This is a genomic window from Microbacterium sp. SGAir0570, assembly GCF_005491085.2.
Taxonomy (GTDB): domain Bacteria; phylum Actinomycetota; class Actinomycetes; order Actinomycetales; family Microbacteriaceae; genus Microbacterium; species Microbacterium arborescens.
Genome location: NZ_CP027929.1, coordinates 3,086,791 through 3,112,308 on the forward strand (window position 1 = coordinate 3,086,791; position 25,518 = coordinate 3,112,308).

Below are 25,518 nucleotides of genomic sequence, written 5' to 3' on the forward strand. Positions count from 1 at the left end.
CTCTAGCCGGTGAGAAAAGTCTCACCCACGCGACGGCTTCAGCGCAGGACGAACTGACGTTCCTGCTGACCCGCCAGCCCGCCGATCTCGACCGCCAGATTGAAGTAGCCCGCGGGCGCTGCCGGCCGCTCCCCGTCGCAGCTGTCCACCGACGACCGCGTGCGATCCCAGGTGATCGGCGTCACGCTCGAGACCGTCTGTCCGGGATCGATCTGCACGACCTGGTCGCTCGACTCGCTCTGACAGTCGGTCGAGCGCCACCAGACGTCGGGGCCGCTCGAAACCGTCAGCTTCTGCGTCGCCGTGCCGACGTTGAGCAGGCACGGCTCCGCGCCCGAGTTCGTCAGTGAGATCGACAGCTGCGGCAGCTCGCCGGCGCCGTAGGCGTCCTTATCGGTGACCGCGGAGACCTGGACCGATCGAGCAGAGCATGCCTCGACGTCGGCCGGCGTGGCGTCCGAAGGCGGCTGAGGCGCGCTCGGGGATGCCGCGGGCGCGGGCTGGTCGGCCGGAGGAGACGCCGACGCCTCGCCGGCATCCGACGACACGGTCGGAGCGGGCGCGCTGCCCGCGGTCGAGCCCTCCCACGGGCGCCAGAACGCGAGCACGACGGCCGCGATGACGAGGAGCACGACGAGGAGCAGCACGAGACGTCGCCGACGGTAGACCGCGGGCGAATGACGGCGGCGAGGCGGCGTGTCGGTCATGAAGCCAGGGTAGGACGCGGGCCGGATGCCGCCGAGGCGGCACGCCTAGAGGTGCTTGAGCATCCGGGTGTTGCCCAGGGTGTTCGGCTTGACGTGCGCGAGGTCGAGGAACTCCGCGATGCCCTCGTCGGGGCTCCGCAGCAGCTGGGAGTACACGTCGGCATCGACGATCTGCTCGCCGATCGCCTCGAAGCCGCGACGCGCGAAGAAGTCGACCTCGAACGTGAGGCAGAACAGGCGCGACAGGCCGAGCTCCCGAGCGCCCTGTTCGAGCCGGTCGACGATCGCGCCGCCCACTCCACGGTGCAGCCACTCGTCGACGACGATGAGGGTGCGCACCTCGCCGAGGTCTTCCCACATGACATGGAGGGCGCCGCATCCGATCAGCCGCCCGTCGGCCTCGGCGACGACGAACTCCTGCACCGACTCGTAGAGCACCACCAGGTCCTTGCCGAGCAGAATTCGTCGCTGCACCCAGGGCTCGAGCATCTCGCGGATGCCGCGGACGTCGCTCGCCCGTGCGGGGCGGACGACGAAGGCCGGGTCGTCGGAGCTCACACCTCAACGATAGTCCGCGCCGGTAAGGTTGCCTCAGCCCGAGATCCCTCCCGCTTTGGAGTGCCGACGTGAGCGTGCTCCGTGACTACGCAGCCGCAGTGTCCCAGCCGACACTGCCGCTGTCGTCGCTTCCCCACGGACCTGCAGACCTGTCACGCTACGACGAGGTGGTCGACGCCGACGGCGGCCTCCGCCCGGCCTGGCAGTCTCTCGCGGGCCTCGCGCTGGCCCTGACGCCGTCCGAGCTCGGCCGCGTCGAAGGCGAGATCACCCGTTTTCTCGCCGATGACGGCGTGACCTACGTCCGGCCCGACAGCGGCGCCCAGCCCTGGCAGCTCGACCCCGTTCCGCTCGTCGTCGACGCCGCCAGCTGGGCCCCGCTCGAGACGGGCCTCGCACAGCGCGCCGAGCTGCTGAACGCCGTCCTCGCCGACCTGTACGGACCGCAGAACCTGCTGTCGTCGGGGGTCGTCCCCGCCGCCGCGGTGCTCGGCCACTCGGGATTCCTCCGCCCCCTCGCGCGGGCGACCGCGGCAGACCGGCATCCGCTGCTGCTGTCGGGCACCGACCTCGGTCGTGACGCCGACGGCGAATGGCGCGTGCTCGCCGACCGCGTGCAGGCCCCATCCGGCCTCGGGTTCGCGATGGAGAACCGCCGCGTCATCTCGCAGGTGCTCCCCGATCTGTACCAGCAGAGCGACCCGCACCGCATGGAGCCCTACTTCTCGGCGCTGCACGCGACGCTCGCCGCATCCGCACCCGAGGGCGTCACCGAGCCCCGCGTCGTCGTCCTCACGCCGGGGCCGCACTCCGAGACCGCGTTCGACCAGGCCTTCCTCGCGCGGGGCCTGGGCCTGTCGCTCGTGCAGGGCAGCGACCTCGTCGTGCGCGGCGGCCGGGTGTGGATGAAGCCCACCGGCTGGCCCCGCCGGGAACCGACCGAGCAGGTCGACGTCATCCTGCGCCGCGTCGACGCGGAATGGTGCGACCCGCTCGAGCTGCGCTCCGACTCGCGCCTGGGTGTGGCCGGCCTCACCGAGGCGGTGCGGCGCGGAACCGTGCGCCTGGTCAACGGGCTCGGAGCGGGCGTCCTCGAGAACCCGGCGCTCCTGCCCTACCTGCCCGCCGCATGCGAGGCGCTGCTCGGCGAACAGCTGCGCCTGCCCGCCGTCCCGACGTGGTGGTGCGGTGACGACGAAGCGCGCGCCACCGTCATCGAGCGCGTGCGCGCGCAGGACCCGACGTTGCTCGTCCGGACGATCGACGGGTCGCGCCGCGATCTCGCCGGACGGGATGCCTCGGCCGTCGCCGCTCGCATCGAGGCGGCTCCGCACCGTTACGTCGGCCAGGAGCTGCTGCCCCTCTCGCAGGCCCCCGTCTGGACCGGCGAGGGCGCGCGTGCCCGGGCCCTGATCTTCCGCGCATTCACTCTGCGCCACGGCTCGGCCTACCGCCCGCTCCTCGGCGGGCTCGCCACGGTGCGCGAGAGCCCCGACGCAGCCCCGACGACGAAGGACGTCTGGGTGCTGAAAGCCGCCGAGGGCGACGCGGACCAGGGCCTCGTCGAGATCGGTCCGCTCCCGGGCGGCCGGAGCGCTCCGAGCATCGCGCCGCGCGCCCTGGACGACATGTTCTGGTCGGGTCGCTACGCCGAGCGCGCCGAAGACCTGCTGCGGCTCGTGCTCACGGCGCAGCAGCAGCTCGATCTCGCCGGAGCCGGCCGCGCCAGCCACACGAGCGCCCGCGTGCTGCGCGACGCCGTCCACCGGCTCGCCGGGCCGGGACCGGATGCCGCCGACGCCGATTTCCGGTCGCTCCTGCTCGACCCCGCGCGGGTGGGCTCGGCCGCCCATGCGCTCAGCCGACTGCGCGAGGCGCTCGACGGAGTCCGCGACCAGCTGTCGGGCGACACCTGGCGCGTCTTCGCGGGCATCGAACGCGCCTCTCGTGCGCTCCGGGCCTCATCGCACGCGCACCGTACGGCCGAGTCGGCGGGACGCATGCTCACCGTCGTGCTGTCGTTGCAGGGCGTGACGGCCAACATGATGCGCGACACCGGATGGCACTTCATCGAGGCGGGACGCTTCCTCGAGCGCGCACTGCAGGTGTGCCACGTGCTGCGGGTCGTCGTCGACCGCCGCGACGCGCGCACCGAACGGGCCGTCCTCGAGGCGCTGCTCACCGCGTCGGAGAGCATCGTCACCCACCGCCGCCGATTCCGCGGGTCGGTGCGCCTCGGCGACGTGCTCGACCTGCTGCTGCGCGACCCCGACAACCCCCGCTCTCTCGCGTTCTGCCTCGCCGAACTGCGGACGCATCTCGCGGCGGCTCCCGCATCGACGGGGTCGACCCGTCCGGAGCGCCTGGTCGACGACCTCGAGAACCTCGTCGACGCGATCGACACGGATGCGCTGGGGGATGCCGTCGACGGCATCCGATCGCCGCTCTCCGCGCTGCTCGACGACCTCATGGCGCAGCTCGAACAGCTCGGCGACGCGATCGACGAGCTGCACTTCGAGAGCGGCCCGCCCCCGGTCGCCCTGTCGTCGCTCGCCCTCATCGAGGAACTGATGGAGGCTCGCGCGTGAAGCAGTACCGCGTCTGGCATCGCACCGCCTACACCTACAGCGCCCCCGTCGAGGACAGCGTCGGGCAGTTCCACCTGATCCCGCGCGAGCTGCCCGGACAACGGGTGCGCGAGGCGGATGTCGTCGTCTCCCCCGCCCCGGGCGACATGCGTCGCGAATCCGACTACTTCGGCAACTGGTCGACCTACTTCCACGTCACCGACGCGCATGAGGCGCTGTCGATCGAGGCGTCGAGCGAGGTCGTGGTCTCCGCGCCGGAGTACGACCCGGCAGCACTCGACCTGCCCTGGGAGTCGGCGCGACCGCTGCGGCATCCCGACCAGGAGGGGGCGTGGCGCGCCGCGGAGTTCGCGATGCCGTCTCCCCGCGTCGCGCAGTCGGACGCCACCGCCGCCTACGGCGCGGTCTCGCTCACCCCGGGGCGCCCGATCGGCGAAGCGGCGACCGACCTGATGCACCGCATCTACACCGACTTCGACTACGACAGCACCGCGACGACCGTCACGAGCACCGTCGCCGATGCGCTGGAGAAGCGCGCCGGCGTCTGCCAGGACTTCGCTCACGTCGCCCTCGCGTGCCTGCGCTCGCACGGCGTCGCGGCACGCTACGTCTCGGGCTACCTCGCGACCCAGCCACCGCCCGGCAAGGAGCGGGTCTTCGGCGCCGATGCCTCGCACGCGTGGCTCGCGGTCTGGCTGCCCGGCACCGATCAGTGGCTCGCGATCGACCCGACGAACGACCAGTGGGCCAACGACCGCTACGTCACGGTCGCGTGGGGCCGGGACTACGGCGACGTCTCGCCCGTCAAGGGCATCATCTTCACCGAGGCGAAGACCTCGACTCTGCGCGTCTCGGTCGACGTCGCCCCGCTCGAGCCCTGACGCGCCGGGGTGCCGTGCGCGTTCCGCCGTGCGCGGATGCAAGGGATCCGCGCCGACACCCCGGGGCGGGGCATCCATCTCCGGGGTGTCGGGCACGAATGCTTGCATCGCGGCACGTAAGCGCGTGCCGACCGGCCACGGATGCCGGCGGGCTCAGCGGCCCGCTGCGTACTCCGTCGCTGCGGCGACGAGGCCGAGGAAGAGCCGGCGGTCGGCGGCATCCTCCTCGGGATGCCACTGCACCGCCATGAGGAAATCCGACCCGGGAGACTCGATCGCCTGCGGCAGGCCCTCGCCGCTGCGCGCCGAGACCACGAGATCGTCGCCGAGGCGGTCGATGCCCTGGTGGTGATAGCTGCTCACGGTGAGGGCGCCCGTTCCGACGAGCTCGGACAGCATCGTCCCGGTCGACACCGCGACCTCGTTCCGCGCGAAGACACCGTCGCCGAGCTGGTAGCGATCGGTGCCCAGCACGTCCGGGAGATGCTGATGGAGCGTGCCGCCCGCGGCGACGTTGATGAGCTGCAATCCGCGGCAGATGCCGAGAACCGGGATGCCGCGCTCGCGGGCGCCTCGCAGCAGAGCCAGCTCCCAGTCGTCGCGGTCGGACCGGGCCGGATCCGTGAGGGGGTGCCGCTCGGCGCCGTACAGCTCGGGCTGCACGTCGAGGCCGCCCGTGAGCACGAGGCCGTCGATCCGGTCGAGCACGACATCCGCGGCGGCCCGGGGCGACGGCTGCGGCGGCAGCAGCAGCGCGGCACCGCCCGATGACGTCACCCCGTCGAAGTACTGCTGCGGCAGGAAGCTCGCCCGCACGTCCCACACCCCCTGTTGCGCACGCTCGAGGTAGGTCGTCAGGCCGATGACGGGTCGGGGCGCCGTCGTGGCGTCGTCGCTGCTCACGCGCCGATCGTAGAACCGCTGTGTTTCGCGCCGATCACACGCGGCACACCGCCCTCCGGGATGCGGGCGGCAGACCGCGGGCAACGCGCCGAGGTCCATGCGACGCGTCCCGTCGACCGGCTCCGGGCGCACACGGCGACCGAGACACCGCACGCCACCGCGCTCAGCCTGTTGGCGACACCGGGAAGCGAAACGGAGCGCGGAGATGAGCGGAGGGCGACGAGCTTGAGGTCAGCGCAGCGCTCGGCGCAGGCAGATCAGTCGCGCGCGCGATTCCCACGACGGCTCGATGGTGAAACCCTGAGACCGATAGAGGGCGAGCGCGTCGGCGCGCCAGTCCCAGACGGACAGCCGCAGCCCCTCCGCATCCGCTCGCTCGGCGTGCTCGCGCGCGTATGCCATGAGAGCCGCCGCTACCCCGCGCCGGCGTCCGGCCGGCGCGACCCACAGCCGCTTCACCTCGACGTCGCGTGCGGCGCGGTGCAGCGCCACCATGCCGACGACCCCGTCGTGCCCCTCGACGACGACGACCACCGCTCCCGCGAACGCCGACGCCGGGTCGTCGATCTCGGCCTGGTATCGCGCCGGGAGCTCAGCACCGGCGAGCCGGTCCGCCGCCCCGTGCTGGGCCTTCTCGTGTTCCGTCTGCAGGTGGTAATTGCGAAGGAGGCCCGAGACGGCAGCCCGATCCGCATCCATCCTGTCGACGGCACGAACGACGACGGTGTTCGACTGCATCCCGCCATTCTCGGGCACCGGCGGCCGTCCGAGCCATGCCCTCGCCCTCCGAGCCAGCGCACGACCCACCCGCGCCGGAAACGCCGGAGGGGCGGATGCCGCAGCATCCGCCCCTCCGTGCAGCTGGTCGCTCTCGCGAACCCGGTCAGTCGCCGCTCGCAGCGATGTCGGGGGTCGCGGCGATCTCGCCGGCCGCGCCGACGCCGACCGCGACCTTGCCCTCGCGCGGAGCCGTCTCGAAGACGAACTTTCCGCCCTCGGTGTCGACCTTGACGTGGTCGCCCGCGTTGAGCTCACCGTGCAGGATCTTCTCGCTGAGCTGGTCCTCGACCTCGCGCTGCATCGCACGACGCAGCGGCCGGGCACCGAGCGCCGGGTCGAAGCCGATCTCGATGAGGCGGTCCTTCGCGGCATCCGACAGCTCCACCGTCATGTCGCGGTCGAGCAGACGGTCGCTCAGTCGCTTCGTGAACAGGTCGACGATCTGACGGAGCTCGGCCTTGTTCAGCTGCGGGAAGACGATGACGTCGTCGACGCGGTTGAGGAACTCGGGCTTGAAGTGCCGCTTGAGCTCCTCGTCGACCTTGCCCTTCATCCGCTCGTAGCTGGTCTGCGCGTTGCCCTCGACCTGGAAGCCGACCGGACCACCGGCGATCGCCGACGAACCGAGGTTCGTCGTCATGATGATCACGGTGTTCTTGAAGTCGACGATGCGGCCCTGACCGTCGGTCAGACGACCCTCTTCGAGGATCTGCAGCAGCGAGTTGAAGATGTCGGGGTGGGCCTTCTCGATCTCGTCGAAGAGCACGACCGAGAACGGCTTGCGGCGCACCTTCTCGGTGAGCTGGCCGCCCTCTTCAAATCCGACGAATCCGGGAGGGGCACCGAACAGACGCGAGACGGTGTGCTTCTCGCCGAACTCCGACATGTCGAGGGAAATCAGCGCACCCTCGTCGTCGAACAGGAACTCGGCGAGCGCCTTGGCCAGCTCGGTCTTTCCGACGCCGGTGGGACCGGCGAAGATGAACGAGCCCGAGGGACGCTTGGGGTCCTTCAGACCAGCACGCTGACGACGGATCGTGCGCGAGAGCGCCGCGATGGCCTCTTCCTGGCCGACGACGCGCTGGTGCAGCGCCTTCTCCATGAAGACGAGACGGCTGGTCTCCTCCTCGGTGAGCTTGAACACCGGGATGCCGGTGGCCTGGGCGAGCACTTCGGCGATAAGGCCTTCGTCGACCACCGCGTGCGACGCGACGTCACCCGAACGCCACTGCTTCTCGAGACGCAGGCGCTCGGCGAGCAGCGACTTCTCCTCGTCGCGGAGCGCCGCGGCCTTCTCGAAGTCCTGCTCCTCGCTCGCGCGCTCCTTGTCCTCACGGACCTTGGCGATCTTCTCGTCGAACTCGCGCAGCTCGGGCGGCGACGACAGGATCGACAGGCGCAGGCGGGCGCCGGCCTCATCGATCAGGTCGATGGCCTTGTCGGGCAGGAAGCGATCGCTGACGTACCGGTCGGCGAGGTTGGCCGCGGCGACCAGTGCACCGTCGGTGATCTGCACCTTGTGGTGCGCCTCGTAGCGGTCGCGCAGGCCCTTCAGGATGTTGATCGCGTGAGGGATGCTGGGCTCGCCGACCTGGATCGGCTGGAACCGGCGCTCGAGGGCGGCATCCTTCTCGAAGTGCTTGCGGTACTCGTCGAGCGTCGTGGCACCGATCGTCTGGAGCTCGCCGCGGGCGAGCAGCGGCTTGAGGATCGACGCCGCGTCGATCGCGCCTTCGGCCGCACCGGCACCGACGAGCGAGTGGATCTCGTCGATGAAGACGATGATGTCGCCGCGGGTGCGGATCTCCTTCGTGACCTTCTTCAGGCGCTCCTCGAAGTCGCCGCGGTAGCGGGAACCGGCGATGAGCGATCCGAGGTCGAGCGAGTAGACCTGCTTGTCCTTGAGCGTCTCGGGCACATCTCCCTTGACGATCGCCTGGGCGAGGCCCTCGACGACGGCGGTCTTGCCGACGCCGGGCTCGCCGATCAGGACGGGGTTGTTCTTGGAGCGACGCGAGAGGATCTGCATGACCCGCTCGATCTCCTTCTCGCGGCCGATCACCGGGTCGAGCTTGTTGTCGCGCGCGGCCTGCGTGAGGTTGCGCCCGAACTGGTCGAGCACGGCCGAGCCGCCCTGCGGCGCCTGGGTCTGCTCGCCCGCGCCGACGGTCGCGCCGGCGGGCTCCTTGCCCTGGTAGCCGCTGAGCAGCTGGATGACCTGCTGGCGCACCTTGTTCAGGTCGGCGCCGAGCTTGACGAGCACCTGAGCGGCGACTCCCTCGCCCTCGCGGATGAGGCCGAGGAGGATGTGCTCGGTGCCGATGTAGTTGTGTCCGAGCTGCAGCGCTTCGCGCAGCGACAGCTCGAGGACCTTCTTCGCGCGCGGCGTGAACGGGATGTGACCGGTCGGCTGCTGCTGCCCCTGACCGATGATGTCCTGCACCTGCTCGCGCACGGCGTCGAGCGAGATGCCCAGGCTCTCGAGGGCCTTGGCCGCGACGCCTTCACCCTCGTGGATCAGACCCAGGAGGATGTGCTCGGTCCCGATGTAGTTGTGGTTGAGCATCTTCGCCTCTTCTTGGGCGAGCACGACCACGCGACGGGCACGATCCGTGAATCTCTCGAACATCGTCAGCCTCCTTCGAGCGCCGGGACTCCGGGCGCTTACGAAAGAGAGTAACCAGGCACGGATACGGGTATGCCCGTGTTCGCCGTCGGCATAGCGTTACGCAGGGTTGCGCTCGGCAGGGTCAGGCCATAACGTTTGTCGATAACAACGACTATCGATATGGAGCGTCCAGAGAATGCTGGTCTTGTGGAACATCGGCCCGATCCTGGTGATCGCGGTGGTGATCGTCGTCGCGGCCACCGTGTTCGGTGTCGCTGCAGCACGCGCACGCCGTCGCGGCGAACCTTCTCCCGTCGTGAGCGTCGCACTGACACTGTCGGCGCTGTGGGCGGCCTTCGGCCTGCTCGGCGCGGCCATCTCCGTGGTTCAGAACCTCGCCGCCGACGCGCCGCGCATGAGCGTTCCGGTCGCGACATTCTGGCCCGAGCTCCTTCCGGGAGTCACGATCGATGCGGGCCCGACGGCCGAGGTCGTCGGCGGCGGCTTCACGGTCGCCGAGGTAGATGCGGCAGGCATCAGCCCTCTCGCGCGCGGGCTTTGGACCGCCGGGCAGGCGCTGTGGTCGCTGATACCCGCCGCGATCGCAGCGCTCATCGCCGTGGCCTGCTTCCAGCTCCTGGCCGGACGCGCCTTCACCCGCATCATCGTGCGCATGACGATGGCGACCGCTGTCATCGTCGCTGTCGGCGGTACCGCCGCTCAGGTGCTCTCGGACATCGCCGGGAGCATGGCCTCGCACGAGCTGTTCGCGCGCGGCAGCGCGGGGTGGACCGAGATCCCCGGAATCGACGACCCGCTCGCCTGGTGGCCGGAAGCGACTCTCAACATCACCCTGCCGTTCTGGCCGATCGCCGCGGGCCTCGGGCTCGCCGCCCTCGCCGCGGTGTTCCGGTACGGCTCACGGCTCCAGCGCGACACGGAAGGACTGGTGTGATGACCCTCACCCGCGGACCCCGGTCGGATGCCGCCGACGCGATCACCGTCCTCCTTTTCGGCATCGGCGCCGCGATCACCGTCGTGCTGACGGTCATCGCGCGTTTCGTGGACGTCTTCCGCGAGGCGGGCGTCGCGTGGAGGATCGACATCGACGACGAACCGTTCTCGGCATCCGTCGGATCCGGCACGGGATACGTCGACGGCATCGTGCAGAACGCCCTCGTCATCGCGCCGGAGGTCGATGGCGGAACGGCGGCCGCGCTCGCCGGCTCGATCATCGCGTGGGGCGTCGCATCGCTCCTCGTGATCCTCGCGGTGATGTACGTGGCGCGCAGCTTCTTGCGCGGTCGGTTCTTCGTCCCGGCGACCGCTCGCGCCTTCGATGTCATCGGGTGGGCGCTCGTCGGAGGAGGATTCGTCGTGCTCGTCCTCGAGAACATCGGGCGTAACGGCATCCTCACCGCCCTGGGTGTCGACGAGGTCGAACCGCTGCACTTCCTCGACTTCTGGCAATGGGCGCCGGTATGGGCGGTCGGTGTGACCGTCGGCCTCATCGCGGTCGCCTTCCGACGTGGCGTGCGCCTGCAACGCGACACCGAGGGCCTCGTGTGAGCCCGGCAGACGACGACGGCCCAAGCGGGGTCCATTGCCGCCTCGACGAGTTGCTCGCCGAGCGCGGGATGACCCTCACGCGCCTGTCCGAGATGGTCGGCGTCTCGGTCGTGAACCTCTCGGTGCTCAAGAACGATCGCGCCCGCGCCATCCGCTATTCGACGCTCTCCGCGATCTGTCGGGCGCTCGACTGCGAGATCGGCGACCTGCTGGTCCGCGCGGACTGACGAACCGGGCCGGGGTGCGGCGAATGACACCCCGACCCGGACGCGCTCCGGATTACCGCGTGCTGCTGAGGTCGTGGATGAGCTCTCGCTCGTCCTTCTCCGACAGCGACGTCTGCACGACGGTGCCGTTGTAGCCGGCGAGCGCCGACGCGAACTTGTCCGTCGTGATCTTCGTCGCGTAGAGCACGACCGCCGACTTCCCGGCGGAGACGGCGGACTTCACGCGGTCGCGGAACTCGGCATCCAGATTGGTCTTGTCGAGGCCCGCGAACAGCGCCCCGAACAGTCCGCCGAAGACGAGCCCGGCGATGGGCACGAAGAACAGGATGCCGATCAGCGCCCCGAACAGCGCGCCGCCCGCGGCGCCGGCTCCCACCTTCCCGACGACGCCGGGGTATTCGACCTTCGTCTTCCCCTCCTCGTCGACCTTGACCAGGGCGAGGCCGGCGAGTTCGACGACCAGGTCGTTCTGGAGAACCTGAATCTCGTTGTAGGCGGCTTCGGCATCCGCCTCGGTATCAAAAGCGATCACGATCAAATCGGCCATGAAATCCTCATTCCGTGTGGTTCGTCCCCTCGGGGGCGACGGTATCTCCGCGTCGGAACAGCAACAAGGGGGGTCGGGGGCGCCCCCGGAGCGTCGCCCTCCGCTTTCGGCCGGCACTCAGAGCGCGACGAGCGGCACTCAGCCGCACCGCGATGAGCACGCAATCCGACCCGGGCGTCCGCCGCCAGACAGAGACGCCTGCGAGCATCTGACCGGAGCGCCGCAGCGGATCCGGCGCGTCCATGGGGGGCGTGCTGCACGACGCTGACCGACGCGCTCTCGTACAGGAGAGGAGCGCACCGTGCCACACAGAGAACGACGTCCGCGACGAGCCCCGAGGCCGAAGGCGAACGCGGCTCCGGAGCGACGCTCCGGACAGCTCCTCCACCGGATCGGCTTCGCCACGGCAGCCCTTCTCGGGCTGACGTTCGCCGCCGGCGCTCCCGCCAGCGCGACCCAGGACGAGGGCCGTACCGATCCGCCCGGCCTCGTCCTCGAGGGATCGCCGCTGATCCACTCCTTCGACACCGCCCGCCCCGGCGACAGTGTGGAGGCTCGCTGGACGCTGACCGCGCACCGGGAGGTGGACTACAGCTTCGAGGGCGTCTTCGTCACCGTGGGCGACCTGAGCGCGCCGCTCGCCGAAGCCCTCGCGCTCGAGTACGGCATCGGCGGTGAGGACGGGACGGCGACGCGCTGGCTGCCCGCGGGAACCCTGGCCGATCCCGTCCCCTACTCCACGGTGACGGGCGCCTCCACCATGGTGGGCCCCGGCTCGACGAGCATCCCGGTCCGAGTGACGCTCGGCGACGCCTCCGATCTGCCGTCGGGTCAGACGCAGAGGGTGACGGCGAACTTCGAGCTGTCGTACATCGCGGGCACGCCGAGCGACGCCCCCGGCCACGGGAACGGGCTGGCGGCCTCGGGCGCCCCGTCGTCGATCTGGCTGGTGCCCTCGCTCCTGGCCGCGCTCGCCATGGTCGTCGGCCTCCTCCTGCGCCGGCGGGAGCAGCATCACGACGCACCCGGCACCTAGGTGTGCGTGCGCCCACCCGGGGCACGCACCTAGGTGGGCACTCGTCGTCACTCACCTGACCCGGCTTCGCGGCTGAGGGATCCCGCGCGATTCCTAACCTCTGATTAGCCGCGCAGCAACGGCGACCCGGGCAGAACATCCCGGTCGGGTGCGGTTTCCCATACGAAACGAGTGGAGATGACGATGGAGAAGACGATGGAGAAGACGCAGTCGAACAAGAACCGGAAGAAGCTGCTGGCCGTGATCGCGGCGGGAGCCCTCGGTGTCGGGATGGTCGGCGTCGGAGCGAACTGGGACCACGTGACGTCCATCGTGGACAACCGGTTCTCGGCGACGGCTCCCGGAAGCGACATCGACGACATCGGAGGCGCGCTCCTCACGGTCGCCGGCGCCCCGATCGACCACGTCTTCGACACCACGAAGTACAACCAGTTCGTCGACGCGACCTGGACCGTCACCAACAAGGGCGGTGACGCGGCGCAGTACGCGGCCAGCTTCGAGACGCGCGGCGACATCTCGCCGAACCTCGCGCAGAACCTGCAGGTCCGCTACGGCGTCACCGACGCCTCGGGTCAGGTCACGAGCTGGGTCGCGGCCGGAACGCTGGCCGAGCCGGTCGAGTTCACGACGGCCCTCGGCCTGGCCTCCGCGATCGAGGGCAACGCCTCGATCCAGGTGCCGGTGCGCATCCTGCTCGAGGACCCGACGGTCCTCGAGGGCGACGCCGGTGACGAGCACCGCGTGACGGCCGACTTCGTCGTCAGCTACATGAACCCGGCGTGATCGGCCTCGGGGGCGGCGCCCTCCCCGCGCCGCCCCCGAGCCTTCCCGGAACGCACCTTGACCCGTGACCGACCGAAAGGACCGCGCATGATCCGCGCATTCCTCCGCAGCAGCGCGGTGCTCCTCCTCGTCCTGCTGGTGCTCCCCTTCGCATGGACGACGGTGAGCGGCGACCGCTTCGTGACGGTCTCGAGCGGCTCGATGGTGCCGACCTTCCAGGTGGGCGACGTCCTCTCGGTACAGAACCCGACCGGAGACGAGCTCCGGAAAGTGGGAGAGGTCGTCGTCGCCTCGCTCGACCTCGGGTCGGGGCAGAGCCAGTACGTGCACCGCGTCGACTCTCTGACGGAGGACGGCGCCTGGCTTCGCGGAGACGCGAACAGCAGCCGCGACCCGCAGCCGGTCACGCAGGAGCAGGTGCTCGGCACCCCCCGCTTCGCGCTCTCGGGCATCGCAGCTCGAACCTTCGCGTACCTGCAGAGCATCGAAGGGCGTCTGACGGTGTCTGCGCTCGCCCTGACGCTCTTCATCATCCCGGGTCAGCGGCGCCGCCCGCGCCCGGAGGCGGAGCGCGTCGACATGGGGTCGCCTCGTGAGATGCAGCTGCTCAGCTGAGACGGGAGCACGGAGGTCCTGGAAAACTGACAGCGATCAGTGCCAGATTGTGTGTGGGAGGCACCCGGTTCTCGGTCATCGAGAGCCCTCACCGCCCACGCACCGAAAGGAAGCGCGCTTGTCCGTCAGATCCCATGAGACGCATCGCATCGTCGAACTCCTCCGCCAAGGGACCAGCGTCGAACTCGTCGGGATCCGCTGGTCGGGCAGATCCGAGATCCTCAGCCAGGTGCGGAGCACCCTCGCCGATCTCGACTACATCATCCTCAACGTGGTCGGGACGGCATCCCACTCCCCGCTCGAGGCGCTGCGCGTGGCCCTCCCGCCCGCGTATCGGAGAGCGGTCGCAGAGGAGGGCGGAACGGCCGCCGCGATCAGCGATGCTCTCGCCCGATACCTCTCCAGCGGCGACAGCGTCGTGATGATCGACGATGCAGACCTGCTCGACTCGGCGTCGTGGTCCGCGCTGATCCAGCTGCACCGCCTGCTGCGACGCCCGATCGTCGCGTCGACTCTCCGCCGCGCGCTGACCGACCCGGACGAGCACCTGCTGATCAAGGCCGCCCATCCCGTCGTGCAGATCGCGCTCGAGGGATTGCGGCTCGATGTCCTTCATTCGCTCCTGGACGAGAGGGTCGACGGATCGCTCGCGCCGAGCGTCTCGGCGCGCATCCACATGGATTCGGCGGGAATCCCCGGTCTGGCGGTCGCACTGCTCGACGGGGCGCTCGCTCACGGTCTGATCTGGCGCTCGGGGGACCAGTGGGTCTCCGGCCCCGCGCTCTGGTCCGACGACGCCCGCGGCGCCTACGAGTCGGTGCTCTACTCCTACCGGCCGGAGATCCGGGATGCCGTGGAGCTGCTCGCCACGACGGGAACGGTGGAGGTGACCGCGGCGTGGGCCCTCCTGGGCGCCGACCTGCTCGAGGAGCTGGAGGACAATCAGCTCGTGCGCGTCACCGAGGTCGGTGCCGATCGACGCGCGATGGTCGCCGTGCACCCGCCCGGGCTGGGGGATTACTTCCGCAATCAGCCCGCGACGGCTCGGCGCCGCCGCATCCTCAGCCACGCGACCGACAGACTCGCGCACGAGAGCTCGCGTCTCGACACGCAGACTCGCGCCCTGCTGCTCGAGCGGCTCCGCCCCGCCGGTGTTCCGCAGCGGTCGGCGTCACCGACACCGGCTCCGCTGCAGCTGGCGGACGTCCCGGCGGTCTCGCGCATGTTCACCGAGGCCTTCGACGTCCAGGTCGGTGTCGCGCGGGCGCGATGGCAGGAGGAGGGCGACCCCGGCGCTGCCGTGCGCTACCTCGGACTGCTCATGACGGGGCCGAGCGACCCGCGCGAGATCGAGGACGTCATCGGCCGGTGCTCCGAACTGTTCTACGGCACCAGCCGGGATCATGAAGCGGAACTGACACTGCGCCATTTCCACTCGCGCTGGCTTCTGTCGCGCGGCGCCGATCTGTCCGACGTCGTGCGCCCTCTCACGGAGAAGGTCCCGACGGGATTCGCCTACGCCGAGGCGCTCGACACCCTCGCCCGCGCTGTCCGCTGGGAGCTCGAGGGAGTCACTCCCGATGACGAGCGAGTGCTCGCCGCGCGGGCCGCCGCGGGCGGGCTCGGCGCCGACATCGCTGGGGTCCTGCTTGCGGCCTGCCACCTCGTCTCCGGACGGATCGCCGACTGCATCACCGTGCTCGACGGCCTCGACGACGAGCTCCGGCCATGGTTGCGCGTCGGAGTCGTGCTGATGCGCGGGCTCGTCCTCTACACGACGGGACGGGTCACCGAACTCGTCGACATCGCCGCGGCGGGCGCGCAGCGGTCGATCTCCGCGCTGGATCGCATCGGGTTCGCGTGCCACTCCTACCTCGGCGCACTCGGTCACCTCGCTCTGGGAAACCTCGACGAAGCGCAGGACGCGCTCGCGATCCTGCTGACGACCGGGATCAGCGCCAAGACCCTCTACTTCTCGCCCGACCGGGCCGTGCTCGTCCTCATGGCGGTCATCTCCACACGCGCCGGACACGAGAGCGCGGCGTCGGGGTATCGCGAGCATGCCGCGCAGATCGCCGGGGCGTCGGACGGCATGGTGCTGAGCGACCTGCGCTGGACGGAGGCGTTCTCGGTCGCCGTCAGCGGGGCGACCGAGGTCGCGGCCGAGATCTTCGCCGAGGTGACACGCGACGCGCGACGCCGCGGGTACGGCCTCGCGGCGGACCTGGCAATGCTCGCCTCCCTCTACATCCACTACGACCCCGAGCTCGCCGCGCAGGTCGCCGACCAACCGCAGCGCTTGGGCGGGCCGATGTACGCGATCTTCCTCGAGGCCCGCGCCGCCGCCCACGCGCAGGACCCGGCCCGAGTCGAGGCTGCCGCCCGCGGGCTGCGCAGCGAGGGGATGGCGACCGAAGCCCTGAAGTACTTCAACCTCGCCGCGCACCTCTACCGAGATCACGGCGACAACGACCGCGCAGCGGCCTGCCGAGAAGCGGCCCGCGAACTGGCCGACACGAACGTCAGACGGACGCGGCGCGACCGCACGGCGATGCTTCTCACACCGCGCGAACGCGAGATCGTCCAGCTCATCGCGGCCGACATGTCCAACGGCGACATCGCCGCCAAGCTGGTCCTGAGCGTTCGCACGGTCGAGAACCACATCCGCAACATCCGCCGGAAGACGGGAGCGTCCACCCGGGGCGAGATCGTCGCCCTCGCCTCGACGAACAAGCGCTGAAGCGCCTCCCCTCAGCCGACCAGGCTGAAGCCGCCGTCGCTCGTGAGCACCTGGCCGACCAGCCACGACCCCGCCGGGCTGCAGAGCCAGCCGATCAGCTCGGCGGGGTCCTGGGGACGCCCGACGCGTCCGAACGCCGTCGTCGCCAGCCAGTCGTCGAAGTCGTCGAGCGAGCGGTCGGTGGTGTCGGGGTCGAGATAGCCCGTGTTCACCGGTCCGGGGTTCACGGTGTTGAGGATGATGCCGAGCTCGAGCAGCTCCGCCGCGACCGTTCCGGTGACGCCTGCGAGGGCGGCTTTGCTGGTCGCATAGGCCACCTCACCGACCATGGGGCCGTGGATCTGGCCCGACGTCATCCACACGACGTGCCCCCGGGGCGCGTCGTACGGTTTCGACCCCGAGATCCGGTCCCCGGGCCGGCGGGGCACCGACGGGACGTCGGCGAAGCGGGCGGCGAACGCCGCGGTGAGGAGCAGGGTCGCGCGGGTGTTGACGTCCCAGAACGCGTCGAGACGCTCGGGCGTCATATCGAGGATGCTGCCGTCGTCGCCGCTCTTGGCGTGGTTGCAGACGAGGATGTCGAGCGCGCCCGTCACCGCGGCCGCCTCATCGACCAGGTCGGCCGCCGCCGTCGCGACGCTCAGGTCGCCGGCGATGTCGGCGAAGCTCGCGTCGCCCACGAGGTGAGAACGGATGCCGTCGCGCACAGCGTCGAGATCGTCGCCGCCCCACGGCAGGTCGAGGTCATGCGGCCGGTGGTGATGGATGACGACGTTCGCGCCGAGTCCGGCGAGGGTGGTGGCGACGGCGAAGCCGATGCCCCGGCGGCGCGAGACGCCCGTGACCAGGGCGGTCTTTCCGGACAGCGGCAGAGCGGGCGCAGCAGAAGAAGCGTGCATGGGTGAACCTTTCGATCACGTCGGCGTCGACGCGCGGATGGGGGGTCGGAAGCGAGTTCACCGGCATTGCATGGCGCTCAGCCTAGCGAGCTGCGACGATCGCGTCACCCGGCGCGGAGCAAAGGAACGCCGCGGCGGTCGAGGGCCGCCAGGCTGGTGGCCGGAGCCGCGGGGTCGACGATGACCCCTGTGACCTCGTCGAACGGCAGCACCGTGAACGGCGACACCGCGCCGATCTTCTCCTCGCTGCCGAGGACGTAGGTCTCGGCAGCGCGCTCGGCGAGCACGCGCTTCATGGCCGCTTCGTCGGCATCGCCCGTCGTCAGGCCCGCGTCGGCGTGGATGCCGGTGACCCCGAGCAGGAAGCGGTCGGCCCGCACCATCCGGGCGGCCTCGACCGCCGCGGCACCGCTCGCGACCGCCGAGTGCTTGAACAGCCGCCCGCCGATGATGATGACCTCGGCCGCGTGGTCGAGCAGCGCCGCGGCCACGGTCGGACTGTGGGTCACGATCGTGCACGTCAGTGCCGGATCGAGCGCTCGAACGGTGGCGAGCGCCGTGGTCCCCCCGTCGACGATCACGGTGCTCCCCGGCTCGACGAGGCCGGCGGCGAAGCGGGCGATGCGCTGCTTGCTCTCGGTTGCGACCGCCTGACGCGACGCGTAATCGGCGACCGCGGGCGACGCCGGAACCGCACCCCCGTAGACGCGAACCGCGAGGCCGGCGGCATCCAGCTCGCGAAGATCGCGGCGGATGCTGTCTTCGGAGACCCCCAGCTCGGCAGCCAGCTCCTTCGCGACGATGCGACCGTCGGCGCGGAGCCGCGCGAGCAGCAGATCTTTTCGCGATGCAGCAAGCATTCCGACTCCTTCACGTTTGTGCACGTTTATGCATACTATCGAGCCATGACCGCACAAGCCACGACCGATTCCCTCATGATCCTCATCGCCGGACCCTATGCGTCGGGCACCGGCGGCGACCCTGCCCTGATGCGGCGCAACCTGGATCGCCTGGAGGAGGCGGCGTGGCCGCTCTTCGAGGCCGGGCACATCCCGATGATCGGCGAGTGGGTCGCCCTGCCCGTGCTCTCCAGTGCAGGAGCCTCGGGTCCCACCGACCCCCTGGCCGAGAAGGTGATGTACCCGGTCGCCCATCGCCTGCTGCAGCGTTGCGACGCGGTCCTCCGCCTGCCCGGCGAGTCGCGCGGCGCAGATCAGGACGTCGCGATCGCCCGAGAGCGGGGCATCCCCGTCTACACGGCCCTTCGCGACGTGCCCGGTGTGGCGTGGCGTGAAGCGTTTCATTGAAAGGGCGGATGAACACTCAGGAAAATCATCAGGATTTCCCAGAAATGGCGGAAAGTGGATAGAGTCGGTGGACGTGAACACTGCTCGTCGACTCCTCGCCCTGCCCACCGCCGCGCTGACCGTCGCCCTGCTCGCGACCGGTTGCTCCACGCTCAACGCCTTCACCGGTGGCGGAGCGGCCGCCCCGGTCCGTGACGAGTCCGGCGCGATCGCCGAGTCGAACGCGAGCACCGACGTCTTCGCGATCCGCGTCGGCGACTGCATGCTCGACTCCGGCACGGCCGACACCGAGGTCACCGAGACTCCCACCGTCCCGTGCAGCGAGGCCCACGACCTCGAGGCCTACCACGCACAGGACATCGACGCCGACGAGTTCCCCGGCGTCGAGGCGGCCCAGACCGAGGCTGAGCAGGTCTGCTACGACGCGTTCGCCCCCTTCGTCGGCATCTCGTACGAGGAGTCGGTGCTCGGCTTCAACTACTACGTCCCCACCGCAGGCAGCTGGGACGCCGGCGACCGTGAGATCCTCTGCCTCATCGGCGACCCGCAGGGCCAGGTCACCGGCACCCTCGCCGGCGCCGCGCGCTGACGCTTCTTCTCGATCGCCCGCAACGGACACCCGTCCGCTGCGGGCGATCGTCGTTTCGCGGCGCCGTCAGATGAGCTCGTCGACCAGCTGACGGATGCGCTCGCGGATGTCGTCGCGGATGGGGCGGACGGAGTCGATGCCCTGACCCGCGGGGTCGTCGAGCTTCCAGTCCTCGTAGCGCTTGCCGGGGAAGAACGGGCAAGCGTCACCGCATCCCATCGTGATGACGACGTCGGATGCCTGCACGGCCTCGGTCGTGAGCACCTTCGGCTGCTCGGCGGTGATGTCGATGCCGAGCTCGGCCATCGCCTCGACCGCGACCGGGTTGATCCGATCGGCGGGCATGGACCCGGCGGAGCGGACCTCGATGCGGTCGCCGGCGATGTCACGGAGGAACCCCGCGGCCATCTGCGAGCGACCGGCGTTGTGCACGCAGACGAAGAGAACGGAGGGCTTGGTGTCGGTCATAGTGCCTCTACTTTCGCGCATCTGCGGCGCGACGGCTGCTTTGGGAGGATGAGGACATGCACGACGCCGCCCCCATCGACCTCGACACCTGGCCGCGACGGCGGCACTTCGACCACTACCTGCGCACCGTTCGCTGCAGCTACTCGATGACGGTCGAGATCGACGTGACGGACTTCGTCGCGGCGGTGCGCTCCTCCGGGCGCCGCACCTACGTCGCGCAGATCTGGGCGATCGCGTCGATCGTCAACCGCCATCCGGAGTTCCGCATGACGCTCACCGCCGACGGCGCGCCCGCGGTCTGGCCGGAGGTCCATCCCTCGTTCACGGTCTTCCACCCCGAGACCGAGACGTTCTCGAGCGTCTCGGTGGCCTTCGACCGCGACTTCGCCGCCTTCCACGACGCCGCTGCCCGCGTGATCGCCGATCATGCCGGCAGCACCGAGCTCTTCCCGCAGGGTCCGCCTCCCCCGAACAGCTTCGACGTGTCGAGCCTGCCGTGGACCGACTTCTCCGGTTTCAACCTGAACGTCGAGGGCGTCGGGGCCCACCTCGCGCCGATCTTCACGCTCGGGCGCTACGTCGAGCGTGACGGACGGATGCTGCTGCCCATGGCCGTGCAGGTGCACCACGCCGCGGCCGACGGCTTCCACACCGCTCGACTCGTCAACGACCTGCGCGAGCTCTTCGCCGACGTCGCCTGGCTCGCAGCATGAGCGCGCTGCGCGAGTGGCTGCGCTCGCAGGCCTCGCTGACCGGCACCCCTCCGGCGTTCGACACCGACCGGCTCCCCGCGTCGCCGGTGACGCTGTTCGAGGAGTGGATCCACCAGGCAGCCGCCGCGGGTGTCGCCGAGCCCCACGCCGCGACCCTCGCGACGGTCGCCGCGGACGGCATCCCCGATGCCCGCACACTGATCGTCAAAGACGTCGACGACCGCGGCTGGGCGTTCGCGAGCACGCGCTCCTCTGCGAAGGGCGGGCAGCTCGCAGCGCAGCCCGCAGCAGCCCTGGCGTTCTGGTGGCAGCCGGTCATGCGCGCCGTGCGCGTGCGCGGGCCGGTCTGTGAGGCGAGCGCGGACGACACCGCAGCCGACCTCGCGGCACGGTCGGAGGCGGCACGCCGGGACGTCGCGGAAGGCGACTGGGCGCTGTGGCGCATCGAGGCGACCCGCGTGGAGTTCTGGCAGGGATCGCTCGACCGTCGCCACACCCGCGTCGTCTACGAGCGCGAGGGGGCGGGCTGGCGGCACGCCCTGCTCGGAGACGCAGGATGACGGTGCACTACTCTTTCGCCCCTCCCACGGCCGCCGAGTTCGCGATGCTCTATGGCGAGACGGGCTGGGCCGAGTGGTCGCTCGAGACCTTCGAAAACGCGCTCGCCGGCAGCTGGGTCGTGTGCACGGCGCGTGATGACGACGGTCGCCTGATCGGCCTCGGTCGCCTGATCAGCGACGGCGCCCTGCACGCATTCGTCACGGAGATGATCGTGGCGACGGCAGCGCGTGGCGGCGGCATCGGGAGCGAGATCCTGCGGATGCTGGTCGACGAGTCACGTCAGCGCGGCGTAAACGACATCCAGCTCTTCGCCGCGCGCGGCCGAGCCGCGTTCTACGAGCGCCACGGCTTCGCTCCCCGCGCCGCCGAGGGTCCGGGCATGGACATCGTCGCCGAGCGCTGACCCGCGACACCCTGAACGAGATGCCCTCGCACGCGGCATCCGGAGTCGCCATACTGGCGGGCATGGATGCCGTGAACAACTGGCTGCTCACGTGGGGCGACCATCTCTGGACCTGGATCGTCCTCCCGGTCGTGGTCCTCCTCGGGCTCTACTTCACCGTCCGATCGGGCGTCGTGCAGTTCCGCCTGATCACCGAGATGTTCCGCACCCTGACCGACAAGACGCCGCAGACCGCGGACGGCAAGCCGCAGTCGGTCTCCGCCTTCCAGGCCTTCACGATCTCCGCGGCCTCCCGCGTGGGAGTCGGGAACATCGCCGGCGTCGGCACCGCCATCGCGGTGGGCGGCCCGGGTGCGGTGTTCTGGATGTGGGTCATGGCGTTCGTCGGCGGAGCGTCGAGCTTCATCGAATCGTCGCTGGCGCAGCTGTTCAAGACGCGCGACCGCGGCAGTTTCCGCGGCGGCCCGGCGTACTACATGCAGCGCGGTCTGGGCGCCCGGTGGCTCGGCATCCTCTTCGCCGTCATCCTGATCGTCTGCTTCCCCTTCGCGTTCAGCTCGCTGCAGGCCAACACGATCTCGGCGACCATCAGCTCGAGCGTCGGCGGCGACCTGCCCTGGCTGCCGTGGGTCATCGGGGCGGGCATCGCGCTCCTCACCGGGCTCGTCGTATTCGGCGGGGTGCGCCGCATCGCCTCGGTGACGCAGGTGCTCGTGCCGATCATGGCGCTCGCCTACCTCGTGCTCGGCGTGATCGTCGTCGCGCTGCACCTCGACCGAATCGGGCCGGTGTTCGCCGAGATCTTCACGTCTGCCTGGGGCTTCAACGAGGTCGTCGGGGCTGCGTTCGGCTATATCGTCCTCACCGGCGTCAAGCGCGGCATGTTCTCGAACGAGGCGGGGCTCGGCTCGGCCCCGAACGCCGGCGCGAGCGCCGCCGTGACCCATCCGGTGAAGCAGGGCCTCGTGCAGACCCTCGGCGTCTACTTCGACACGTTCCTCGTGTGCTCGGTGACCGCCTTCATCATCCTCGTCTCCGTCCCCGATCTCGCCGGGGCCTCACGCGGCATCGATCTGACGCAGGGAGCCCTCGTCGACACCCTCGGTGAGTGGTCGAACATCGCCCTGAGCATCATCATCTTCATGCTCGCGTTCTCGTCGATCCTCGGGAACTACTACTACGGCGAATCGAACATCGAGTTCATCTCGACCAACCGCACCGTGCTGACGGGGTACCGCGTGCTCGTCGTCGCCGCCGTCCTCGGCGGATCGGTCGTCGGTGCCGACCTCGTGTGGAACTTCGCCGACGGCGTGATGGGGCTGATGGCGCTGACGAACCTCATCGCGATCGCGCTGCTGTCGGGCATCGCTTTCCGGCTTCTCAAGGACTACACCGAGCAGCGGCGCGCCGGGCTCGACCCCGTATTCACGCGCGAGCGACTGCCCGGTGTCCGCGGCATCGAGTGCTGGGAGGACGAGCTCACCGTCACCGGCCCGATCGACCTGCCCGTGCGCGCACGACAGGCCGCCAAGCACCGCGACCACCTGCACAACCGCCGATGACCGTCGGCTCGACGGCTCATGACCCGCCGATCGCGACCGAAACGCTTCGCATTGCCGCGCGCGCTCCGCACCATGCGGGGGTTGCCGCCAGGATGAAGAGATGCCGCGCGTGATCCAGACGCCCCGAACCGCCATCCGAGGCCCATACGCCAAGAGTGCGCGCACGCGCACGCTGATCCTCGACGCCGCCTTCTCCGTCTTCGCGGGCGCGGGCTATCGCAAGGGCTCGCTGCGCGAGATCGCCGACCGCGTCGACATGAGCGAGGCTGGGCTGCTGCACCACTTCCGCAACAAAGCCGAGCTGCTGCTGGCGGTGCTGGACCACCGTGACGACCTCGCGCGCAGCAGGTTCTCGTTCGAGGAGCACTCGGGTCGCGATGCGCTGGAGGATCTCGTCGCTCTCGCCGACTACAACTCGACGATCCCGGGGGTCATCGAGCTGTTCTGCACCCTGTCGGCGGAGGCGACCTCGCCCGACCACCCCGCCCACGACTTCTTCCGGAACCGGTACGAGACCAGCCGGAAGATCGTGGTCGACGCGCTCAGCGTCATCCGGTCAGAGGGCGGCCTGCGGGCGGACGTCGACATCCCCAGCGCCGCCGCACGGTCGATCGCGGTGTGGGACGGCCTGCAGATCCAGTGGCTCCTCGATCGGACGACACTCGATATGGCCGACGAACTGCGCGCCTGCTTCGACGAGTTCCTTCTCGAGGACCTCGCCCCCGCCCGTCGCGCCACCCCCTGACCCGGGACCAACCGTCGACTCGCCAGAGTCTGCGGATGCGGGACGGCCCGGATCGGCATTTCCTGGCGAGTCGAGCGGCGGGGCTCAGGAGAAGCCGATCAGCCACGTGAGGCCGTAGCGGTCGGTGACCTGCCCGTCGTGGTCGCCCCAGGCACGACGCTGCAGCGGGTCGATGATCGTGCCCGCGTCGGCCAGCAGGTCGAACCAGCGGCGTGACGTCTGCTCGTCTCCCGCGCCGAGGAGGGCGAACATCATCCCGGACATCGACGGCCGTGCGGCATCCCCGGGATCATCGGCTCCGAACAGATCCACGTGGCCGCGCAGCTCGCCGTGCGCGATGAGATCTTCGCGTCCGTCCCGGCGACCGAAGTCGGCGAAGGTGTGGAGCTGGAGTTCACCGCCGAACACCGACCTGTAGAAGCGGAGAGCTTCGGCGGCGTCGCCGGCGAAGTGGAGGTAGGGAACCGGCGCGGGCATGCCCGAACGCTACGCCCGTCCCCCGGCGCGCGCCCCCGTCGACTCGCCAGAAGATGCGGATGCCGGGCCCCGGTGACCCGCACAACTTGGCGACTCGACGTCAGGAGGACGGGGCCGCGGTCGACTCGCGCCAGACCACGTGCTGGAGGGGACCGGCGGCGGACGGCGGCTGGTCACCCCGCATGAGCGCGATGAGCCGGTCGGCAGTCCGGCGGCCGAGCTCGACGTAGTCCATCGACACACTCGTGAGGGAGGGCGTCTGGAACGCACTCGTCGGCGAGTCGTCCCAGCCCGTCACGCTCACATCCCCCGGCACGGTCCAGCCGCGCTCGAGGGCTCCACGGATGGCGCCGGTCGCGATGAAGTCGTTGGCGGCGATGACGGCCAGCGGGAGCGAACCCTCGTCGAGCGAGCGGATCGCGTCCAGGCCGGACTGCGCGCTCCAGTCCCCCTCGACGACTCCGACGGACTGCACGCCCAGGCGAGCGACCGTCGCCTCGTACGCCCGACGGCGCGCATCCGCCGAGGGATAGCTCCGGGCTCCCGTGATGTGCAGGAACCGGTGGTGTCCGAGCTCCGCGAGCCGCTCGACCATGCTCACGAGCGGGTGCACGTCGAGCATCTCGCCCGAGACGCGCATGTCGTCGTCGAACTCGGCGAGCGTCAGGACCGGGACGTTGGGATCGACGTGCACGAGATCATCGCCCGGCACGGGCGCATAACACAGGATGCCCTCGAACTGCCGGGAGTCGATCATCTCCAGCAGTCGCGGACGACGCTGGTCCGGGGCGTTGGGGATGCTCTGCACTTCGACGTCGTAGCCGGCGGCCCGCGCGCGCTCGATCGTGCCGGCGATGAGCGGAGCCGAGTGGAACGCGGTGATGGGGAGGACGGCCGCCAGGCGGCCCGTTCGCGTCGTGCGCATCGAGCGGGCGGCGAGGTTCGGCCGGTAGTCGATCTCTCGCGCCGCTTCCAGCACCCGCTCGCGAGTGGCGGCGGAGATGCCGGCGCGCCCGGTGAAGACCTGCGAGACCGTCGATTGCGACACGCCGGCACGCGCTGCGACGTCGCGGCTGGTTGGCCGTTTCCCCATGACTGCCTTTCCTGGAATGTGACTCTACCGACGTTCGTCGATGACGGCCTCTCGCGATTGATACTACGTATCACTGCTACGTACCAGTAATCGCCCCGCCCCGGCTCCGCGGCATCCGTCGACTCGCCACGATGTGCGGATGCGGCGCACCCCAGACCC

Annotated in this window: 27 protein-coding genes; 16 read left to right on the forward strand and 11 right to left on the reverse strand. The window is 70.1% G+C overall.

Annotation, left to right across the window (positions count from 1 at the left end; all coding sequences use genetic code 11):
* Positions 1-38: 38 nt before the first annotated feature.
* Together C1N74_RS14610 and C1N74_RS14615 are read right to left on the reverse strand one after the other, a co-directional pair.
* Positions 39-707 carry a hypothetical protein gene (locus C1N74_RS14610; RefSeq protein ID WP_181405551.1) on the reverse strand — a complete coding sequence of 223 codons (669 nt, stop codon included), beginning with the start codon at positions 705-707 and terminating at the stop codon, positions 39-41.
* Positions 708-752: 45 nt separating this feature from the next.
* A complete protein-coding gene (locus C1N74_RS14615; RefSeq protein WP_137750800.1) occupies positions 753-1,265 on the reverse strand; it encodes an amino-acid N-acetyltransferase in 513 nt (170 codons plus the stop codon).
* A gap of 98 nt (positions 1,266-1,363) precedes the next feature.
* Between C1N74_RS14615 and C1N74_RS14620 the strand changes: the two genes are divergently transcribed.
* Both C1N74_RS14620 and C1N74_RS14625 read left to right on the forward strand, forming a co-directional pair.
* The gene (locus C1N74_RS14620; protein ID WP_258317933.1) at positions 1,364-3,853 is read left to right on the forward strand and encodes a circularly permuted type 2 ATP-grasp protein; all 2,490 of its coding nucleotides are present in this window, start codon (positions 1,364-1,366) and stop codon (positions 3,851-3,853) included.
* Positions 3,850-4,734 carry a transglutaminase family protein gene (locus tag C1N74_RS14625; protein WP_023953824.1) on the forward strand — a complete coding sequence of 295 codons (885 nt, stop codon included), beginning with the start codon at positions 3,850-3,852 and terminating at the stop codon, positions 4,732-4,734. Before C1N74_RS14620 ends, C1N74_RS14625 begins: the two co-directional genes overlap by 4 nt.
* Positions 4,735-4,887: 153 nt before the next feature.
* Here the strand turns inward: C1N74_RS14625 and C1N74_RS14630 are convergent, their stop codons facing one another.
* From C1N74_RS14630 to C1N74_RS14640, 3 genes are all read right to left on the reverse strand, one after another.
* Complete coding sequence (locus tag C1N74_RS14630) at positions 4,888-5,637, reverse strand: gamma-glutamyl-gamma-aminobutyrate hydrolase family protein (RefSeq protein ID WP_258317934.1); 750 nt, start codon at positions 5,635-5,637, stop codon at positions 4,888-4,890.
* Between the two features lie 231 nt (positions 5,638-5,868).
* Positions 5,869-6,375 carry a GNAT family N-acetyltransferase gene (locus C1N74_RS14635; RefSeq protein WP_258317935.1) on the reverse strand — a complete coding sequence of 169 codons (507 nt, stop codon included), beginning with the start codon at positions 6,373-6,375 and terminating at the stop codon, positions 5,869-5,871.
* Positions 6,376-6,520: 145 nt separating this feature from the next.
* Positions 6,521-9,046 (reverse strand): ATP-dependent Clp protease ATP-binding subunit, encoded by a 2,526-nt coding sequence (locus C1N74_RS14640; RefSeq protein ID WP_023953818.1) that lies wholly within the window; start codon positions 9,044-9,046, stop codon positions 6,521-6,523.
* A 175-nt stretch (positions 9,047-9,221) separates the two neighbouring features.
* Between C1N74_RS14640 and C1N74_RS14645 the strand changes: the two genes are divergently transcribed.
* Genes C1N74_RS14645 through C1N74_RS14655 form a run of 3 tightly spaced genes read left to right on the forward strand, consistent with a single transcriptional unit; the run spans position 9,222 to position 10,821 of the window.
* Positions 9,222-9,980: a hypothetical protein gene (locus C1N74_RS14645; protein ID WP_137750802.1), complete on the forward strand. Its 759-nt coding sequence runs from the start codon at positions 9,222-9,224 to the stop codon at positions 9,978-9,980.
* Positions 9,980-10,594, forward strand: a complete 615-nt coding sequence (locus C1N74_RS14650; RefSeq protein ID WP_137750803.1) for a hypothetical protein — start codon at positions 9,980-9,982, stop codon at positions 10,592-10,594. Before C1N74_RS14645 ends, C1N74_RS14650 begins: the two co-directional genes overlap by 1 nt.
* Positions 10,591-10,821, forward strand: a complete 231-nt coding sequence (locus C1N74_RS14655) for a helix-turn-helix transcriptional regulator (protein ID WP_023953812.1) — start codon at positions 10,591-10,593, stop codon at positions 10,819-10,821. The genes C1N74_RS14650 and C1N74_RS14655 overlap by 4 nt, the downstream gene beginning before the upstream one ends.
* A 52-nt stretch (positions 10,822-10,873) precedes the next feature.
* Here the strand turns inward: C1N74_RS14655 and C1N74_RS14660 are convergent, their stop codons facing one another.
* Positions 10,874-11,368 carry a DUF1269 domain-containing protein gene (locus tag C1N74_RS14660; protein WP_137750804.1) on the reverse strand — a complete coding sequence of 165 codons (495 nt, stop codon included), beginning with the start codon at positions 11,366-11,368 and terminating at the stop codon, positions 10,874-10,876.
* Positions 11,369-11,669: 301 nt separating this feature from the next.
* Here C1N74_RS14660 and C1N74_RS14665 point away from each other — a divergent pair, with 301 nt between their 5' ends.
* The 4 genes from C1N74_RS14665 to C1N74_RS14680 all read left to right on the forward strand — a co-directional run bounded on the left by C1N74_RS14665 (position 11,670) and on the right by C1N74_RS14680 (position 16,542).
* Positions 11,670-12,404 carry a hypothetical protein gene (locus C1N74_RS14665; protein WP_137750805.1) on the forward strand — a complete coding sequence of 245 codons (735 nt, stop codon included), beginning with the start codon at positions 11,670-11,672 and terminating at the stop codon, positions 12,402-12,404.
* 177 nt (positions 12,405-12,581) lie between these two features.
* On the forward strand, positions 12,582-13,187 hold the full coding sequence (locus tag C1N74_RS14670) for a hypothetical protein (RefSeq protein WP_137750806.1): 606 nt from the start codon (positions 12,582-12,584) through the stop codon (positions 13,185-13,187).
* An 87-nt stretch (positions 13,188-13,274) separates the two neighbouring features.
* The gene (locus C1N74_RS14675) at positions 13,275-13,802 is read left to right on the forward strand and encodes a S26 family signal peptidase (RefSeq protein ID WP_114598387.1); all 528 of its coding nucleotides are present in this window, start codon (positions 13,275-13,277) and stop codon (positions 13,800-13,802) included.
* A 118-nt stretch (positions 13,803-13,920) separates the two neighbouring features.
* A complete protein-coding gene (locus C1N74_RS14680) occupies positions 13,921-16,542 on the forward strand; it encodes a helix-turn-helix transcriptional regulator (RefSeq protein WP_071918975.1) in 2,622 nt (873 codons plus the stop codon).
* 11 nt (positions 16,543-16,553) lie between these two features.
* On the opposite strand, the gene C1N74_RS14685 is transcribed toward C1N74_RS14680, so the two are convergent.
* On the reverse strand, positions 16,554-17,441 hold the full coding sequence (locus C1N74_RS14685) for an SDR family oxidoreductase (protein WP_071918974.1): 888 nt from the start codon (positions 17,439-17,441) through the stop codon (positions 16,554-16,556).
* A 104-nt stretch (positions 17,442-17,545) separates the two neighbouring features.
* Positions 17,546-18,301 carry a DeoR/GlpR family DNA-binding transcription regulator gene (locus C1N74_RS14690; RefSeq protein ID WP_023953794.1) on the reverse strand — a complete coding sequence of 252 codons (756 nt, stop codon included), beginning with the start codon at positions 18,299-18,301 and terminating at the stop codon, positions 17,546-17,548.
* A 45-nt stretch (positions 18,302-18,346) separates the two neighbouring features.
* Between C1N74_RS14690 and C1N74_RS14695 the strand changes: the two genes are divergently transcribed.
* Both C1N74_RS14695 and C1N74_RS14700 read left to right on the forward strand, forming a co-directional pair.
* Positions 18,347-18,748, forward strand: a complete 402-nt coding sequence (locus C1N74_RS14695) for a DUF4406 domain-containing protein (RefSeq protein WP_258317936.1) — start codon at positions 18,347-18,349, stop codon at positions 18,746-18,748.
* 73 nt (positions 18,749-18,821) lie between these two features.
* The gene (locus tag C1N74_RS14700; protein ID WP_181405552.1) at positions 18,822-19,337 is read left to right on the forward strand and encodes a septum formation family protein; all 516 of its coding nucleotides are present in this window, start codon (positions 18,822-18,824) and stop codon (positions 19,335-19,337) included.
* Positions 19,338-19,403: 66 nt separating this feature from the next.
* Here the strand turns inward: C1N74_RS14700 and C1N74_RS14705 are convergent, their stop codons facing one another.
* The gene (locus C1N74_RS14705; protein ID WP_064955783.1) at positions 19,404-19,805 is read right to left on the reverse strand and encodes an arsenate reductase ArsC; all 402 of its coding nucleotides are present in this window, start codon (positions 19,803-19,805) and stop codon (positions 19,404-19,406) included.
* Between the two features lie 56 nt (positions 19,806-19,861).
* On the opposite strand from C1N74_RS14705, the gene catA reads away from it, so the two are divergent.
* The 5 genes from catA to C1N74_RS14730 all read left to right on the forward strand — a co-directional run bounded on the left by catA (position 19,862) and on the right by C1N74_RS14730 (position 23,789).
* Positions 19,862-20,518, forward strand: a complete 657-nt coding sequence (catA, locus tag C1N74_RS14710; RefSeq protein ID WP_088380774.1) for a type A chloramphenicol O-acetyltransferase — start codon at positions 19,862-19,864, stop codon at positions 20,516-20,518.
* Positions 20,515-21,078: a pyridoxamine 5'-phosphate oxidase family protein gene (locus C1N74_RS14715; protein WP_064955781.1), complete on the forward strand. Its 564-nt coding sequence runs from the start codon at positions 20,515-20,517 to the stop codon at positions 21,076-21,078. Before catA ends, C1N74_RS14715 begins: the two co-directional genes overlap by 4 nt.
* On the forward strand, positions 21,075-21,482 hold the full coding sequence (locus tag C1N74_RS14720; RefSeq protein ID WP_064955780.1) for a GNAT family N-acetyltransferase: 408 nt from the start codon (positions 21,075-21,077) through the stop codon (positions 21,480-21,482). Before C1N74_RS14715 ends, C1N74_RS14720 begins: the two co-directional genes overlap by 4 nt.
* 20 nt (positions 21,483-21,502) lie before the next feature.
* Entirely contained in the window at positions 21,503-23,044 is a 1,542-nt protein-coding gene (locus tag C1N74_RS14725; RefSeq protein WP_258317937.1) for a sodium:alanine symporter family protein, read from the forward strand.
* Between the two features lie 100 nt (positions 23,045-23,144).
* On the forward strand, positions 23,145-23,789 hold the full coding sequence (locus C1N74_RS14730; RefSeq protein WP_023953764.1) for a TetR/AcrR family transcriptional regulator: 645 nt from the start codon (positions 23,145-23,147) through the stop codon (positions 23,787-23,789).
* An 84-nt stretch (positions 23,790-23,873) separates the two neighbouring features.
* Here the strand turns inward: C1N74_RS14730 and C1N74_RS14735 are convergent, their stop codons facing one another.
* Together C1N74_RS14735 and C1N74_RS14740 are read right to left on the reverse strand one after the other, a co-directional pair.
* Positions 23,874-24,266, reverse strand: coding sequence for a VOC family protein (locus C1N74_RS14735; RefSeq protein ID WP_137750808.1), 393 nt, complete (start codon positions 24,264-24,266; stop codon positions 23,874-23,876).
* A gap of 100 nt (positions 24,267-24,366) precedes the next feature.
* The gene (locus tag C1N74_RS14740; protein WP_137750809.1) at positions 24,367-25,359 is read right to left on the reverse strand and encodes a LacI family DNA-binding transcriptional regulator; all 993 of its coding nucleotides are present in this window, start codon (positions 25,357-25,359) and stop codon (positions 24,367-24,369) included.
* Positions 25,360-25,518: the final 159 nt, after the last annotated feature.